The sequence below is a fragment of the Bombella apis genome (assembly GCF_018221685.1).
GTDB classification, from domain to species: Bacteria; Pseudomonadota; Alphaproteobacteria; order Acetobacterales; family Acetobacteraceae; genus Bombella; species Bombella apis.
The window spans coordinates 2,501-18,386 of the sequence record NZ_JAGJTM010000002.1 but is presented as its reverse complement, the minus strand read 5'-3'; the positions used below and the strand labels follow the sequence as shown (position 1 = coordinate 18,386).

At 58.0% G+C, this 15,886-nt stretch carries 14 protein-coding genes, 2 tRNA genes and 2 rRNA genes (1 of these 18 only partly in view); 2 read left to right on the top strand and 16 right to left on the bottom strand.

The window, feature by feature from the left end:
- From leuC to ffh, 6 genes are read right to left on the bottom strand one after another with little or no spacing between them, the layout of a single operon-like run.
- Window positions 1–1,443 (bottom strand): 3-isopropylmalate dehydratase large subunit, encoded by a 1,443-nt coding sequence (gene leuC, locus J8Z04_RS01450; RefSeq protein WP_043559777.1) that lies wholly within the window; start codon window positions 1,441–1,443, stop codon window positions 1–3.
- 30 nt (window positions 1,444–1,473) lie between these two features.
- Window positions 1,474–1,851 (bottom strand): 50S ribosomal protein L19, encoded by a 378-nt coding sequence (rplS, locus tag J8Z04_RS01445; RefSeq protein WP_043559775.1) that lies wholly within the window; start codon window positions 1,849–1,851, stop codon window positions 1,474–1,476.
- A gap of 22 nt (window positions 1,852–1,873) precedes the next feature.
- The gene (trmD, locus tag J8Z04_RS01440) at window positions 1,874–2,578 is read right to left on the bottom strand and encodes a tRNA (guanosine(37)-N1)-methyltransferase TrmD (protein ID WP_192848312.1); all 705 of its coding nucleotides are present in this window, start codon (window positions 2,576–2,578) and stop codon (window positions 1,874–1,876) included.
- Window positions 2,575–3,117 carry a ribosome maturation factor RimM gene (rimM, locus tag J8Z04_RS01435; protein WP_043559769.1) on the bottom strand — a complete coding sequence of 181 codons (543 nt, stop codon included), beginning with the start codon at window positions 3,115–3,117 and terminating at the stop codon, window positions 2,575–2,577. Before rimM ends, trmD begins: the two co-directional genes overlap by 4 nt.
- A 25-nt stretch (window positions 3,118–3,142) precedes the next feature.
- The gene (gene rpsP, locus J8Z04_RS01430) at window positions 3,143–3,496 is read right to left on the bottom strand and encodes a 30S ribosomal protein S16 (RefSeq protein ID WP_043559767.1); all 354 of its coding nucleotides are present in this window, start codon (window positions 3,494–3,496) and stop codon (window positions 3,143–3,145) included.
- Window positions 3,497–3,550: 54 nt separating this feature from the next.
- Window positions 3,551–4,972 carry a signal recognition particle protein gene (gene ffh, locus J8Z04_RS01425; protein ID WP_192848313.1) on the bottom strand — a complete coding sequence of 474 codons (1,422 nt, stop codon included), beginning with the start codon at window positions 4,970–4,972 and terminating at the stop codon, window positions 3,551–3,553.
- Between the two features lie 448 nt (window positions 4,973–5,420).
- Between ffh and J8Z04_RS01420 the strand changes: the two genes are divergently transcribed.
- Both J8Z04_RS01420 and J8Z04_RS01415 read left to right on the top strand, forming a co-directional pair.
- Window positions 5,421–6,737, top strand: a complete 1,317-nt coding sequence (locus J8Z04_RS01420; RefSeq protein WP_192848314.1) for a DUF2130 domain-containing protein — start codon at window positions 5,421–5,423, stop codon at window positions 6,735–6,737.
- 105 nt (window positions 6,738–6,842) lie between these two features.
- Window positions 6,843–6,932, top strand: a tRNA-Ser gene (locus tag J8Z04_RS01415).
- A gap of 213 nt (window positions 6,933–7,145) precedes the next feature.
- On the opposite strand, the gene J8Z04_RS01410 is transcribed toward J8Z04_RS01415, so the two are convergent.
- The 10 genes from J8Z04_RS01410 to J8Z04_RS01365 all read right to left on the bottom strand — a co-directional run.
- The gene (locus J8Z04_RS01410) at window positions 7,146–7,409 is read right to left on the bottom strand and encodes a hypothetical protein (protein ID WP_043559760.1); all 264 of its coding nucleotides are present in this window, start codon (window positions 7,407–7,409) and stop codon (window positions 7,146–7,148) included.
- A 155-nt stretch (window positions 7,410–7,564) separates the two neighbouring features.
- Window positions 7,565–8,047 (bottom strand): 5-fold beta-flower protein, encoded by a 483-nt coding sequence (locus tag J8Z04_RS01405; protein ID WP_192848315.1) that lies wholly within the window; start codon window positions 8,045–8,047, stop codon window positions 7,565–7,567.
- Window positions 8,048–8,163: 116 nt separating this feature from the next.
- Window positions 8,164–8,721 (bottom strand): DsbA family protein, encoded by a 558-nt coding sequence (locus J8Z04_RS01400; protein WP_192848316.1) that lies wholly within the window; start codon window positions 8,719–8,721, stop codon window positions 8,164–8,166.
- Window positions 8,722–8,838: 117 nt separating this feature from the next.
- On the bottom strand, window positions 8,839–10,149 hold the full coding sequence (locus tag J8Z04_RS01395) for a DEAD/DEAH box helicase (RefSeq protein ID WP_052349022.1): 1,311 nt from the start codon (window positions 10,147–10,149) through the stop codon (window positions 8,839–8,841).
- Between the two features lie 262 nt (window positions 10,150–10,411).
- Entirely contained in the window at window positions 10,412–11,023 is a 612-nt protein-coding gene (gene metW / locus J8Z04_RS01390) for a methionine biosynthesis protein MetW (RefSeq protein ID WP_154980844.1), read from the bottom strand.
- Window positions 11,013–12,176: a homoserine O-acetyltransferase MetX gene (gene metX, locus J8Z04_RS01385; protein WP_192848317.1), complete on the bottom strand. Its 1,164-nt coding sequence runs from the start codon at window positions 12,174–12,176 to the stop codon at window positions 11,013–11,015. The genes metW and metX overlap by 11 nt, the downstream gene beginning before the upstream one ends.
- Before the next feature lie 104 nt (window positions 12,177–12,280).
- Window positions 12,281–12,745 (bottom strand): hypothetical protein, encoded by a 465-nt coding sequence (locus J8Z04_RS01380; protein WP_043559754.1) that lies wholly within the window; start codon window positions 12,743–12,745, stop codon window positions 12,281–12,283.
- Between the two features lie 357 nt (window positions 12,746–13,102).
- A tRNA-Met gene (locus J8Z04_RS01375) sits at window positions 13,103–13,179 on the bottom strand.
- Window positions 13,180–13,217: 38 nt separating this feature from the next.
- A 5S ribosomal RNA gene (gene rrf, locus J8Z04_RS01370) occupies window positions 13,218–13,332 on the bottom strand.
- A gap of 85 nt (window positions 13,333–13,417) precedes the next feature.
- A 23S ribosomal RNA gene (locus J8Z04_RS01365) occupies window positions 13,418–15,886 on the bottom strand (it continues 268 nt past the right edge of the window).

The window sequence follows — 15,886 nt, the reverse complement described above, 5'->3', positions numbered from 1 at the left end:
TCAGGCGGCTCCTTCTGCCATTGTCGGCTCCAGCAGGTCCCGTGCATCGCACAGTGTCCCCGTCACGGCAGCCGCAGCAGCCATTGTCGGAGAACAGAGATGGGTGCGGCCATCAGGCCCCTGACGCCCCTCAAAATTACGGTTGGAAGTGGAAGCAGAACGCTGCCCGGCACTCAACCTGTCGGGATTCATGCCCAGACACATGGAGCAGCCCGCCTCACGCCATTCAAAACCGGCATCACGGAAAATCCTGTCCAGCCCTTCCTGCTCCGCCGCATGACGGACCAGACCGGAACCCGGCACGACCATGGCCCGTACGCCGTCTGCCACCTTGCGGCCTTTCAGCACGGCCGCAGCAGCCCGGAGGTCCTCAATGCGGCTGTTCGTGCAGGACCCGATGAAAACGACATCCACCGGCGTACCGGCAATCTTCTGACCCGCTTCCAGCCCCATATAGGCCAGTGTGCGGCGGATGCGCTCGGCCTTGGCCGGATCGGCAAAATCTTCGGGACGAGGCACGGTGCCGGTAATGGGCAGGACATCCTCGGGGCTGGTGCCCCATGTGACGGACGGGCTGATCTCGGCAGCATCCAGCACCACTTCCTCATCAAAGTGGGCACCTTCATCCGTGGCGAGGGTCTTCCAGTACGCCACGGCCTGCTCGAAAGCCTCACCCTGCGGCGCAAAAGGACGCCCCCTGACATACTCAAACGTCGTCTCATCCGGGGCCACCATACCGGCACGGGCACCAGCCTCGATGGACATGTTGCAGAGCGTCATGCGTCCGGCCATGTCCAGCTTGCGAATGGCCGAGCCGGCAAACTCGATCACATGACCGGTGCCGCCTGCCGTACCGATACGGCCGATGATGCTGAGCATGATGTCCTTGGCTGTCACGCCGGGAGCAATCTCACCCTCGACTCGCACGCGCATGTTCTTGCTGCGCTTCTGGAGCAGGGTCTGGGTGGCCAGGACATGTTCCACCTCGGACGTGCCAATGCCGAACGCCAGCGAGCCAAAGGCCCCATGCGTGGAAGTATGACTGTCTCCACAGACGATCGTCATGCCCGGCAGGGAGACGCCCTGCTCCGGTCCGACAACATGCACGATGCCCTGCTGGCGGGACCGCAATGGGAAATAGGGAACGCCGAACTCCTTGACGTTCGCTTCCAGCGTTTCGATCTGGAGGCGGCTCTGCGGGTCTTCCACCGGCTGGGAGCGGTCGGAGGTCGGGACGTTGTGGTCTGCCACGGCCATCGTGGCATCAGGACGCCGCACCGGGCGCCCTGCGGCCCGCAGACTCTCGAAGGCCTGCGGGCTGGTCACCTCATGGAGGAGGTGGCGGTCGATGTAGAGAAGGCTCGTTCCGTCCTCAAGGGCTTTCACCACATGATCGTCCCAGATCTTGTCATACAAAGTTCTAGGGGTAACCGGATTCTGCATTCTCTCTCATCTCCTTATGAGAGCTGAAAATCAGCCCTCCTTTTTGACATCACGCGGACGCTCGGCAATACGGGCGGACTTACCGGAGCGGCCACGGAGGTAGTATAGCTTCGCACGACGGACCTTACCACGGCGAACAACCGTAATATCAGCAATCGTCGGGGAGAAAAGCGGGAAAACACGCTCCACACCCTCACCGTTGGAGACCTTGCGCACCGTGAAGCTGCTGCCCAGACCACGGTTTGAGCGGGCAATCACCACACCCTCGAAGACCTGTACACGTTCGCGTGTACCTTCAACAACGCGCACGCCAACACGCACGGTATCACCGGCGGCGAATTCAGGAACGCTGCGAATGGCGGAAAGACGCTCCATTTCGCGCGCCTCGTACTGCTGAATGATGTTCATGCTTCAAACTCCCGAAAAAAACTCAACTCTGTTGCTGCTGTTCGTACATGGCCCAGAGGTCCGGGCGACGTGTACGGGTCACAGCGATGGATTTCTCATCTCGCCAGCGGGCGATCTCCCCATGATTGCCAGAAAGCAGGACGGGCGGGACATCCCTCCCCTCCCATGTGGCAGGCCGCGTGTACTGGGGGTATTCCAGCAGTCCGGCAGAGAAGCTTTCCTCCTCCCCGCTCAGGGCTGACCCCATCACACCCGGCAGAAGTCTCACACAGCCATCAAGGAGTGCCAGTGCCGGTATTTCTCCCCCGGAGAGGACAAAATCCCCCATGCAGACCTGTTCGACCGCATGTTTCTCCAGCACCCGCTCATCAACCCCCTCAAACCGTCCACAGAGAATGACGACGCCCTCTCCCTGAACGTACCGTGCAATGTCCTTCTGTCCCAGACGATGGCCCCGTGGTGTCGGATAGATCACCGAGCGGCCATCATCTGTCTGCCTCACGCTGGTCAGGGCGTCATCCAGCACGTCCGGCCGCATGACCATCCCTGCGCCCCCGCCAAATGGCGCATCATCCAGGGCCTTGTGCACACCCCGCCCGAACGGACGGAGGTCATGCGTTCTACAGGCCCACAGGTTCCGCTCCAGGGCACGCCCTGCAAGGGAGCAGCCCAGCGGACCGGGGAACATCTCCGGGAAGAGGGTCAGGATGTCAGCCTGCCATGTCATGAGCGGACTTCCACCTCACCAGCCAGATCCCCTTCCACTTCCACGGCTTCCGGCGGGACGACCACGAGGCGTTTCGCCTTCATGTCCACCTCCGGCACGCAGGCCATGGTGAAAGGAATCAGCTGCCCCGCTTCCAGCTCCAGACTGGTGCCAGCCCCATAGTCATGGACACTGACAACACGCCCCACGGTCTCCCCGGAAGCAAGAACGGCTTCCATACCGATCAGGTCGATATGATAGAACTCGTCCTCTTCCACCTCCGGCAGAGCCTCACGGGCAACATAGAGCTTACGGTTCACCAGCTTTTCTGCCGCCGTCCGGTCCGGCAGGGGCTGTCCGTCCTGTCCCAGGACGGCAGCAATGCCCGGTGCCTTCCAGCGTATCTGCCACACGCTGCCCGTCTCATCATGAAGAGGCCCGAGTTCCTCGAGCGTCTCGGGATGCTCCGTTGCCGGGTGCAGGCGCACGAGCCCCCGCACGCCATGCGGACGCCCTATCGTGGCGACCAGAACATCCTGATGTGAAGGACGGTGTGACAAGAAGAAATCTCCCGCTCAGGCCTGATCAGGCCTCGGCTGCCTTGGCGGCTTCAGCAGCCTTGGCAGCACGCTCCTGGGCCTTCTTCTTCGGAGCGGACTTCTTGGGCTGCTCACGGAAGGCCGGCTTCGGTGCCAGACCGGCATGGCCGAGGAAACGGGCCACACGGTCGGTTGCCTGGGCACCCTGCTCCAGCCAGTGCTTGATGCGCTCGTCATTCAGGCGCACGCGGTCGGCGTGGTCGGACGGCAGCATCGGGTTGTAGGCACCCACCTTCTCAACAAAACGGCCATCGCGCGGGCTGCGGCTGTCGGCAACCACGATGTGGTAATACGGACGCTTCTTCGCACCTGCGCGGGACAGACGGATCTTCAGGCTCATAACAACTCCTGCATCATCAGAACATTACAAAAAGACAGACAGCCAAGAGGACACTCAGCCAAAAGGTGGACGGCCTCCCGGACCTCCCATCCCCTTGAACATATCGCCCAGACCACCGGCCCCCCCCATGCCACGCATCAGACCAGACAGGCCGCCCATCTTGTTGAGCCGCTTCATCATGGTGGACATCTCACTGAACTGCTTGAGCAGCCGGTTGACCTCCGGAACGCTCGTGCCAGACCCAAGGGCGATACGCTTCTTGCGTGACGCCTTGATGATCTCCGGTGCGCTGCGCTCCTGCGCTGTCATGGAGGAAATGATCGCCTTGTGACGGTTGAAGATGGACGTGTCCAGATCCTTCCCCGCCAGCTTATCCTTCAGCTTGCCCATGCCCGGCAGCATACCAAGAATGCCGGAAATGGAGCCAAGGCGATTGATCTGATTGATCTGCGAGACATAGTCATTCAGATCAAACTTGCCGGCGAGCATCCGCTTGGCAACACGCTCACCTTCTTCCTGATCGAGCTGCTCGGACGCCTTTTCCACCAGCCCGGCGACATCGCCCAGCCCCAGAATGCGCCCGGCAACACGCTCGGGATGAAACTCTTCGAGAGCCTCCATCTTCTCACCGGACCCGGTGAACTTGATGGGCTCTCCTGTCACGGCCTTCATGGAGAGGGCGGCACCACCACGGGCATCACCATCCATGCGGCTCATGATGACACCGGTCAGGCCGATCTGGTCCTTGAAGGACTGTGCGGTATTGACGGCGTCCTGCCCGGTCATGGCATCGACGACCAGCAGCGTCTCCACAGGCTTCGCCACGTCACGGACCTGACGGACCTCATCCATCAGGGCCTCGTCAATGGCCAGACGCCCTGCGGTGTCGAGAATGACGATGTCGAAGCCTTCACGGCGCCCTGCATCCAGCGCACGGCGGGCGATCTCGACAGGCCCCTGCCCCTGTTCGATCGGCAGGGAGGTGACCAGCCCATCCGTGCGTCCGCCCACCTGCTCGGCGATCTGCTGGAGCTGGAGCTGGGCCGCCGGACGCTGCACGTCCAGACTGGCGAGCAGCACCTTCTTCCGCTCACGGCTGGCGAGACGGAGGGCCAGCTTGCCGGCAGTCGTGGTCTTGCCCGCCCCCTGAAGGCCGACCAGAAGATAAGGAATTGGAGCCGGAGCCGACAGGTTCAACGGCACCGCACCAGCACCACCCAGAGCCTCGATCAGCGCATCATTGACGATCTTCGCCACGGCCTGACCGGGCGAGACGCCATCCAGCACCTCACCGCCGACAGCACGTTCCTTCACCTTGCTGACGAAGCTACGCACCACCGGCAGGGCCACGTCGGCCTCCAGCATGGCCAGACGGACCTCGCGCATGGCCTCGGTGACGTCACCCTCCGAAAGCCTCTCCCCGCGGGAAAGACCTTCGAAAACTTTCGACATTCTGCCAGAGAGCTGCTCGAACACGGGCTATCCTTAATTCCATGACAAACGCGCCACTGCGCGAACCCTCGCGGAGTGACGTGTCCGTAAACTTCCTACGCCTTTACGGCCTCTCTGGAGTTCCGTCAAGCTTTTCCCGTCTCGGCAGAAGGCAGGATAACTGCCCTCAGCTCACTTTTTTACCCCGCCGTTTCCACCTGCCTCCTTTTATCCATAAAATAACAAGATAGCTGATCAATTTATAAAGAATCTCTTGTCATCCAGCAAAATTAGATTACAAACAATCCAATCCTCGCCCTTGCGGGGATGAACCGATAGCCGATCACCTTATTGGTTCCATTAAAAATGTGTTCCCCGCCCTTGCGGGGATCAAGCAAGGCCACTCCGTAATGAGCCGGCCTGCTTCCCTTCTCTCCAACTATCAGAAAACTGTCTCCCAACTACCTTCCACAATCCTGAAAGAGTTTCCATCATGGCCACACACGACATCACCTGCCCCCACTGCCATAAATCATTTTCACTCGACAATGCAGGCTATGCCGACATCGTCAAACAGGTACGGGACAAGGAGTTTGCCCGGCAGGTACAGGAAAAACTGGAAGCGGCGGCACGGGAAGAGCAGCTTGCCGCAGAACGGGCAAAATTTGCCCATGAGCAGGAAATGCATCAGGCCCTCCATGCCCGTGACGCTGAAATACAGGCCCTGAAAAGTCAGGTCGAGCGGCACGAGGCGGACCGGCAGGCCGCCGCCCGCCTCGCCGACGCTGAAAGGAAAGCCCAGCTACAGGAAGCCATGCAGGCCAAGGAGACGGAGATCCATCAGCTTCAGGCCCGGCTGGCGGCCGGTACGGCGGAAAAGGAACTGGCCGTCACCAAAGCGGTTGAGGCTGTCCAGAAGGAGCGGGACACCCTGCAAAACACGCTGAAAGAGGCGGAGCTGAAAAATACTCTCGCCACCTCCCGGCTGAAGGAGCATTACGAACTTCAGCTGAAGGACCGTAATGAGCACATCGAACGGCTGAAAGACATGAAGGCCCGCCTCTCCACCAAGATGGTTGGTGAAACACTGGAGCAGCATTGCGAGGTGGAGTTCAACCGGGCACGGGCGATGGCTTTCCCGCGGGCCTATTTCGAGAAGGACAATGACGCCCGCTCCGGCAGCAAGGGGGACTACATCTTCCGGGATGCGGATGAAGGCGGAACGGAAATCATCTCCATCATGTTCGAGATGAAGAACGAGGCTGACAGCACCGCCACCAAAAAGAAGAATGAAGACTTCCTGAAAGAACTGGACAAGGACCGCACGGAGAAGAAATGCGAATATGCCGTGCTTGTCTCCCTGCTGGAACCCGAGAGCGAACTGTACAATACGGGCATCGTGGACGTGTCCCACCGCTACCCGAAGATGTACGTCATCCGCCCGCAGTTCTTCCTTCAGATCATCTCCCTGCTCCGCAATGCCTCCACCAATGCGCTGACCTACAAGCGGGAGCTGGAACTGACACGCCAGCAGAATATCGACGTGACCAACTTTGAGGAGAAGCTGGAGACGTTCAAGACCGGCTTCGCCCGCAACTATGACCTCGCACACAAACAGTTCAACACAGCCGTTGAAGAGATAGACAAATCCATCTCCCATCTTCAGAAGATCAAGGACAATCTCCTGAAGTCAGACAACAACCTGCGTCTGGCCAACGACAAGGCGCAGGACGTCACGATCAAGCGGCTCACACGGGGGAATGCGACCATGAAAGCGAAATTCGCAACACTGAGAGAAGATGGAGAGTAATGTCTGGCCCCATCCTTTTGAAACGGGCGCAGCTTCACAGCTTGACGCCCAACGGGTGAATCAGTATCAGGGGCCGTGCCTGCCTTCTCCATGGGAAGGCAGAACGGATGGGTGTCCGAGCGGTTTAAGGAACTGGTCTTGAAAACCAGCGTGCGTGGAAGCGTACCGTGGGTTCGAATCCCACCCCATCCGCCATAAGGCAGACTTCTCACAAGATCATCTTTCAACGCCTGATGGAAACCGGTCCGTTGGGGCGTGTCTTTCGTGCTGACCTCCTCTTTGAGGCCGGTCAGGCAGGCACTACGGGGGCTCAGCCGGGGGCCTCGACTGCCCCTTGAAAGCATCAAAAAAAGCCTGCCCTCCCTCAGGGAATGGCAGGCCCGTGACAGTCTTCACGTATGGAACCAGTCAGCCCCGGTGATCGTGTTCGGCCCGTCTGCCCAGAGCCGTGATGTGGGAGGCTTCCAGCCCTTCGGGATTGTGGTGAGCCTTCCGGGCGATGTCACGTTCTGCGTCCGTGGCGTGCTCACCACTCTTCAGAACATGATCTGCCAGTCGGATGATCTCATCCTTTGTCAGCAGCTTCGGTGTATGGATGGCCTTGCGGGCCAGCTCATGCAGAGAGCTGCTGGCATGAGGTGCCTTGTGCTCATGAGATGCTGTTGTCGGCATGTTTCCAGCCTTTCATTATGAAGACCCTGCCGGGACAGGGTCTGTTATCCCCTGTTGGAGAGGGGCGTCACCGCCCCGTCTTCACGGTGAAAGTTTGCCAACCGGACAACAAGTGCACTTCATGCAGGGCTGGCCTGCTGATGGTGTGACACGGCTTACCGGGGCAGACGGTGCAGCAGGATCAGAGCACCCGTCGTCCGGTCTTCCCTGGAGAGCTGTTCCCCCAGACGATCCTTATCAATACTGCCAACGGACGAACCATTACGGTCACGCAGGGTACCGTCCCTGTCGATACTCCCCACGTAAGACCCGTTCCGGTCCCGCACGGTTCCATCATCATCCAGACTGCCGACAGACGAGCCGTTCCGGTCCCGCACGGTTCCATCATCATCCAGACTGCCGAAAGACGCACCGTTCCGGTCACGGATGAGGCCATCCTGCTCAAGGCTGCCAATGGAAGAACCATTACGGTCCCGCAGTGTACCGTCCCCGTCGATGCTCCCCACGTAAGACCCGTTCCGGTCCCGCACATCACTGATCTGCTGCACATGGCCGGAAAACATCTGCGCCCCGGCAGAACTCACCGGGCCAACAACCCCCAGCCATCCCATGACCAGCAAAATACCCACACGTTTCATTCCATGTCTCCCTGAACAGATCACCCGTTCCCCGTCATTACACTACGCCGCATGTGGCCCATGTTGCTGCCCCATGAAGACTGCGTAATGACCATACAGCCTCCGGCAGCCCCATCTCACTTCAGAAGGGCCACCCATTCCTCGACGGACTGCCCGCTCTGAAAACGGTCATCCACCTTTCCATCCAGCATGACAGTTGGTGAAACATGAATGCCGTGCTGCCGTGCGTAGCGGGCATGGGCTTTCATGGCATCCGTCACGCCGGGAAGGCGAAAAGGCGCCGCCAGATTGAGACGGGTATGACCCTCAAGCCGGCTGATCAGATCGTCGGGCGTGGTCTGCATGTTCGGCCCTTCACAATGATGGGAAAACTCGAACTCTTCCCTGTGATCACCGATCGTCCGCACTGTCTGCCAGGCCGTATCCCGGCCATCAGGCAGGGTCGCCGCAGCAAGAATGCACCGGACCAGAATACCCGAAAACAGATGCCACGGCTGGGAATGAAGATGCACCTGAAGCGTCAGCCTGTCCTCCCCCACATGCTCCAGAAGCGGCATGAGCTTTCTGGAAGCACGCACACAGAAAGGACAGGTTGGTTCCAGAAAGACCTCAATCTTCCGGGCTCCATGGCCCCAGACCAGATCAACCGGCTTTCCTGTTTTTTCAACCATCATGACGTCTCCTTCTGCCGGACTGACGAATCTGCCCTGCACTTTATCCTGCACTCCATACAGAAACAGCCCCGCATGACACGGGGCTGTTTCTCATCTGGAACATGACTGACAGAAGAATCAGGAGGAACGCCGCCTTCTGGCTCCGGGGGCTGCCCGCCCACCAGCAGCAGGGCGGGAGGACGTCTGCGGCCGTGAGGAACGACCACGTCCACCGCCGCTACCGCCACGCCCTCCCCGGCCGCCACGTCCACCACCCAGCACAGGCGGTGGCAGGGTCGAGTTCTGGGCCTCTGTGGAATGGTATGGGTGATCCGTAATCACCGGCACGTTCTTGCCGATACGCTTCTCAATATCCCGCAACCAGGCACGCTGTTCGGCATCACAAAGGGACACGGCCCAGCCATCCCGACCAGCACGGGCCGTCCGACCGATACGGTGGACGTAGGCTTCCGGCACATTTGGCAGGTCATAATTGAAGACGTGAGAGACCTCATCCACATCAATGCCACGGGCGGCAATGTCCGTAGCGACCAGCACGCGGACACTGCCATCGCGGAAGCCCTGCATGGCACGCTCCCGGGCCCCCTGCGACTTGTTCCCATGAATGGCGGCTGCCGGGATCCCATTCTTGCTGAGATATTCCGCCACCTTGTTGGCTTCATGCTTCATCAGCGTAAAAACAACGGCCCGCACGACACGGTCATTATTGACCAGCATCATCAAGGCTTCTTTCTTCGCTGTGGAATCCACGAACAGGACAGCCTGCCGGATGCGATCCACCGTACTGGATTCCGGCGTGACCTGAACAGTTTCAGGGTCATTCAGCAGGGAATGGGCCAGCTCACGGATGGATGGCGGCATGGTCGCCGAGAACAGCAATGTCTGTCGCTTCTCCGGGAGACGGGCCACAATGCGACGGATGTCATGAACAAACCCCATGTCCAGCATGCGGTCTGCCTCATCCAGCACGACAATCTCCAGCGTGGAAAGATCGATATGCCCCTGCCCGACGAGGTCCAGCAGACGGCCGGGGGCCGCCACCATGACATCAACGCCACGCTTCATGGCTTCCACCTGCCGGTTCTGCCCCACGCCACCGAAGATCACCGCATGGGAGAATTTCATGTGCCGGGCATAGGCGGCAAAATTGTCGGCAATCTGCGCCACAAGCTCCCGCGTCGGGGCCAGCACCAGAACACGCGCACTACGGGGGGCCGCCTTGTGGGGATGTTCCAGAAGATAATGGAGGATGGGCAGAGCAAATGCAGCTGTTTTGCCCGTTCCTGTCTGCGCCAGACCGAGAAGATCCCGTCCCTCCATGAGATGGGGAATTGCCCCAGCCTGAATGGGGGTTGGCGTGGTGTAGCCCTCTCCGTCCAGCGCCTGCAAAATCGGGGCCGCCAGACCGAGCGCTTTGAAACTGCTCATGATTCTTCCTCAAAACCGGCGTTACTCCAGCACTCTGATCTGGCAACACCGCATAAAATAAACGCCTGAACCCCTCTTTCCTGAGGTGTTCCGCTCGTCTCGCCCAAAAATAGGACTCTATTTGTCTTATAACAAGAGGAAAAAGACGATGTCTTTTTATGACCTTATTTCGCAAAAAAGGCAGGCCACCTCTGTTTCCATAAAAAACAATGAAAACAGATCGTTATGGCCTGCCAACTGCCTTATAACGTCTCCGTGAATTCTATTTCTGTCCACTCTTGCGGCGAAGAAGAAACAGTCCCTGCTCCCCGAACAGATTGGCCAGATGGGGCGAACACCCTGCCAGACGGGACTGACGGTTTCCGTTCACGACCATCCACTGACAGACCTCGTACCCGTCTTCCTCACACAATGCAAAGAAATCATAAATCGTACAGGGATGGATATTCGGCGTTTCATACCAAGGGGTAGGCCAGACGGATGTCATCGGCATCCGTCCCGTCCGCAACAGATGCCAGCGCAGCCGCCAATGTCCAAAATTGGGAAAAGAGACCAGCGCCAGCCGACCTATCCTCAGCATGTGCCTCAGGACATCCCGTGGACAGTCCACTGCCTGAAGCGTCCTTTGCAGAACGACGTAATCAAACGTTCCATCAGGATAATCAGCCAGCACCACATCGGCATCACCATGCATGACGGGCAGACCATGGGCTACCGACTGCGTGACCGCTTTCATGTCCAGCTCCAGCCCTTGGGCGTCGCAATTCTTCTCCCTGGACAGGTGGCCAATCAGGCTTCCGTCGCCACACCCGATATCCAGCACCCGGCTATGGGGGGCCACCATGGCGGCAATCAACTCCTGATCAAAGCGCATGATGATGGTCTCCCTCAGCCAGACCGGCCTGACGGGCCATTCCATTTAGAAACCCACGAACCGTTCTGTCAAAATCCGGCTCTTCCAGAAGAAACGCATCATGCCCCCGGTCACTGTCTATTTCTACGAAAGACACATGCCCTCCTGCCTGGGTGATGGCCCGAACCAGTGTCCGGGAACGGGATGTCGGAAACAGCCAGTCAGAACTGAAAGACACAACACAGAAACGGGTTTTCACGCCTCGGAACGCCTCCGAAAGACTGCCTCCATGCTCGCTGCCCAGATCGAAAAAATCCATGGCCCTCGAAATACTCAGATACGAATGAGCATCAAAGCGGCGCGTAAAGTTGGACCCTTGGTAGCGCAGGTAACTTTCCACCTGGAACATGCCCCCAAAAGGGAGGGCAGCCAGTGGATCATGGGGGGCCGGCATGGTGCCGGGACGGATTTCCCGCCCGAACTTCCTGGTCAGGGCTTCTTCCGAAAGATAGGTGATATGGCCAACCATTCTGGCCACGGCCAGACCACGGGCCGGGATGACGCCATGGGCCTGATAATCCCCCTCGTGCCAGTCCGGATCACCATAAATGGCCTGACGACTGACCTCGTTGAACGCAATGTTCTGGGCTGACTGAAACGGCGATGTTGCAATCGGCATGGCAGCAAAGACACGATCTGGATAATCCGTGGCCCATGTCAATGTCTGCATCCCACCCATGGAGCCACCAATGACAGCAAAAAGCCTGTCAATGCCAAAATGGTCCACCAGCTTTACCTGAGCGGCCACAATATCGTGCATGGTGATTGGAGGAAAATCCTTCCCCCATGGCCGCTCTGTCCCGGCCCGTACCGTTGTGGGGCCGGTGGTCCCCATACAGCCACCCAGCACGTTGGCACAGATGACAAAGAAACGGTCCGTATCGATAGGCAAACCGGGACCGACCATACGGGACCACCAGCCCGGCTTCCCCGTAACGGGATGCGGGCTGGCCACATACTGGTCGCCGGTAAAAGCATGACATATGACGATGGCATTATCCCTTGTGGGAGAAAGCTCACCATATGTCTGATAGGCAATATCCAGCGGAGCGATCTTCTCCCCACACTGAAGGGTCATCCCCTCAGGGAAAGTGATAGACTGTACTTCCAACATCGGCTCCGGCTGTCTGTAACGAGAAACCCGTATAAAAACACTGCCATACTCATGGTTTCAAGACAGAATAAGCACGGAGCCCACGGCATCGTTCCGAAAACTGCTTATTCCGCTGCTTCCAGCATTTCCGGATAGTTATCCTGAGCCAAGGCCGGCATTGGCATCCTCTCGGCCACAGACTGCATCCTCTTGCGCACGGGGAGCCAGTACCCATAAGCAGCCAGAGCCTGCCCAAGATGCATCAGCGCTTCGCCCAGCTCAGAATGTAGAGTCTGCTCCTCCGGGGCATTCTGCATATCTGACAGAATGTTCAGAAGATGTTCCTCCGTGGCCGAATATTCCAAGGCTGCGGTTGCACAGACAGCATGAAGAAAAAGCGCCTTGAACCGCTCCTGAAGGCGCTCTGCCTCCTGCCCCAGGAGCCCAGACAGAGACATGGAGCGCCGCCAGCAGCTCGGCCCCAGCAGATACCGCAGGGCCCACAGGGCCGTCTGCTCCTCCCGCGCCAGTGTCTTCATGGAAGCGTCATGGATGGTGTCACGCCGTTCGGCAATCTGAATGATGTTCATGAGGCCTCTCCCTCTCTCTGCGAGTTGCTTCATGAATAACGTTAGATGAGAACTCTTCTCACTTTCAACAGAAAGATGCGACCTGAATCCCCTCTCTCCCGGCAAAAATACGTAAAGAGCTACAAAAACAGCCAGTTATTGACGTTATTAAAGTTTTCTATAAGCCAGAGAATCAGGTTTCAGAAACACAAGATGCTGTGGTTCTTTGCATTCACAGCACACAAGATATCGATTCTCACATGAGGATGGTCATATCCCCTCGTGGAGTCTGTTCCCTTTATTCGTGACAGATGGTTGGGGAACGTGTGGACCCACGGGAGGACCATGGCTATCTGGTTATTTCTGATTTTGTGGGTATGGATGCGGGGGTAGGATTTGAACCTACGACCTTCAGGTTATGAGCCTGACGAGCTACCGGGCTGCTCCACCCCGCGTTGGTGGGTGGTTTTTATGGGGGTGGGTGAGCGAGGGGACCTGGCGGCGACCGACTTTTCCGCTCCTTAAGGAGCAGTATCATAGGCGCTGGAGGCTTTAACGGCCGAGTTCGGGATGGGATCGGGTATGGATCCTCCGCCATGGCCACCAGGTCTTCCCGCTCACCCATGTGGGTGTTTGGGGGTGTTTTGGTTGGTGTTTTCTGGAGTGTGACTGACTACTGTGCATGTGTTCTGGTGTGTGAGAGATATGGGCGATTAGGATCAGTCAGCTACACATGTTGCCATGCTTTCACACCTGACCTATCGACGTCCTGGTCTTGGACGGCCCTGTGAGACCTAGTTTTGAGGCTGGTTTCCCGCTTAGATGCTTTCAGCGGTTATCCATTCCGAACTTAGCTACCCGGCTGTGCCGCTGGCGCGACAACCGGTGCACCAGAGGTTCGTTCATCCCGGTCCTCTCGTACTAGGGACAAATCCTCTCAAGTCTCTTACACCCACGGCAGATAGGGACCGAACTGTCTCACGACGTTCTAAACCCAGCTCACGTACCACTTTAATCGGCGAACAGCCGAACCCTTGGGACCTGCTCCAGCCCCAGGATGTGATGAGCCGACATCGAGGTGCCAAACCTCCCCGTCGATGTGGACTCTTGGGGGAGATCAGCCTGTTATCCCTAGAGTACCTTTTATCCGTTGAGCGATGGCCCATCCACGCGGGACCACCGGATCACTATGGCCGACTTTCGTCTCTGCTCGAGCTGTCACTCTCGCAGTCAGGCGGGCTTATGCCATTGCACTCGACAGCCGGTTTCCGACCGGCCTGAGCCCACCATCGCGCGCCTCCGTTATTCTTTGGGAGGCGACCGCCCCAGTCAAACTGCCCACCATACAGGGTCCCGGACCAGGCTGACTGGTCTCGGTTAGATATCAGAAAAGTTCAGGGTGGTATTTCAAGGATGGCTCCACCTGAGCTGGCGCCCTGGTTTCAAAGCCTCCCACCTATCCTACACAAAACTTTCCTGATACCACTGTAAAGCTGCAGTAAAGGTTCATAGGGTCTTTCCGTCTGACCGCGGGTACCCCGCATCTTCACGGGGAGTTCAATTTCGCTGAGCCGATGCTGGAGACAGCGGGGAAGTCGTTACGCCATTCGTGCAGGTCGGAACTTACCCGACAAGGAATTTCGCTACCTTAGGACCGTTATAGTTACGGCCGCCGTTTACCGGGGCTTCGATTCGACGCTTGCACATCTCCTCTTAACCTTCCGGCACCGGGCAGGCGTCAGACCCTATACGTCATCTTTCGATTTCGCAGAGTCCTGTGTTTTTACTAAACAGTCGCTACCCCCTGGTCTGTGCCACCCGCCGATGGTTGCCCACCAACGGGTCTCGTTTCTTCCGAAGTTACACGAGCAATTTGCCTAGTTCCTTCAGCATCGTTCTCTCAAGCGCCTTGGTATACTCTACCAGTCCACCTGTGTCGGTTTCGGGTACGGTCTATATGCCAGAGCTATTTCCTGGAACGGTCCAAAAGCCAGCTCAATCCGATAAGAGCTGACAACATATCTCGTTCGTCACTTCTGGCAGGCTCAGGACTATTAACCTGATTCCCATCGACTACGGCTTTCGCCCTCGCCTTAGGGGCCGGCTCACCCTGCGTGGATTAACCTTGCGCAGGAACCCTTGGACTTTCGGCGACAGTGTTTCTCGCACTGTTTGTCGCTACTCATGTCAGCATTCGCACTTCTGATACCTCCAGAGAGGGTCACCCCGTCTCCTTCGCAGGCTTACAGAACGCTCCGCTACCGCGCATAGTAAACTATGCACCCACAGCTTCGGCACGTGGCTTGAGCCCCGTTACATTTTCGGCGCAGGGTTTCTATTAGACCAGTGAGCTATTACGCTTTCTTTAAAGGATGGCTGCTTCTAAGCCAACCTCCTGGTTGTTTTGGAATCCCCACATCCTTTCCCACTTAGCCACGATTTAGGGGCCTTAGCTGGTGGTCTGGGCTGTTTCCCTCTCGACAATGGACCTTAGCACCCACTGTCTGTCTGCCGTGCTCATACTCCTCGGTATTCGGAGTTTGGTTAGGTGTGGTAAGGCTTTGGGCCCCCCTAGCCCATCCAGTGCTCTACCCCCGAGGGCAATACACGACGATCTACCTCAATAGATTTCGCGGAGAACCAGCTATCTCCGAGTTTGATTGGCCTTTCACCCCTAGCCACAGCTCATCCCCGACTTTTTCAACAGGCGTGGGTTCGGCCCTCCAGTGCGTGTTACCGCACCTTCAGCCTGGCCATGGCTAGATCACTCGGTTTCGGGTCTTCTACCAGTAACTCAGTCGCCCTGTTCAGACTCGCTTTCGCTACGCCTACACCTACCGGCTTAAGCTTGCTACGGACAGAAACTCGCTGACCCATTATACAAAAGGTACGCCGTCACCCCATAAGAGGCTCCGACTGCTTGTAGGCACCTGGTTTCAGGTCTCTTTCACTCCCCTTATCGGGGTGCTTTTCACCTTTCCCTCACGGTACTGGTTCACTATCGGTCACCAGAGAGTATTTAGGCTTGGAAGGTGGTCCTCCCATGTTCAGACAGGGTTTCACGTGCCCCGCCCTACTCAAGGCCTTCAGGAGACATTACGCATAAGGGACTATCACCCACTATGGTCAGACTTTCCAGACTGTTCTGCTTGTTCTCTCGAA